Raw genomic sequence first — 367 nt, forward strand, 5'->3', positions numbered from 1 at the left:
ATTGATCCCATGTCCAAAACCAGCGGTGTTACCGACGAAATGCCATTTTAGCTCCGTACCTTCAAATGCCCCAAGCCACCAATTATCGTCACCTGGGAAATAAAACAGAATATCTTCTCTTCCGTCACCATTGAAATCCCCTACCCAAAACGGCCGGCCGTCATTGATTCCATGTCCAAAACCAACAGTGTTACCGGCAAGATTCCACTTTAATTCCGATCCATTGTAAGAGCCAAGCCACCAGTTATCATCACCTGGGAAGTAAAATAGGATCTCATCCATCGTTGAATTAGAAAACCTTCCCGTCCAGAACGGTCGACCGTCATTGATCCCATGTCCAAAACCAGCGGTGTTACCGACGAAATGC

The 367-nt window shown here is 46.6% G+C and carries 1 protein-coding gene; it reads right to left on the reverse strand.

All coding sequences use genetic code 11. The annotated features are described in order from the left end of the window. Nucleotides 1-367, reverse strand: a 367-nt coding sequence (locus HP552_RS00930; protein ID WP_175393883.1) for a hypothetical protein, incomplete at both ends; no start/stop codon positions are given.

The sequence above is a fragment of the Paenibacillus xylanilyticus genome (assembly GCF_013359935.1).
GTDB lineage: Bacteria > Bacillota > Bacilli > Paenibacillales > Paenibacillaceae > Paenibacillus > Paenibacillus xylanilyticus.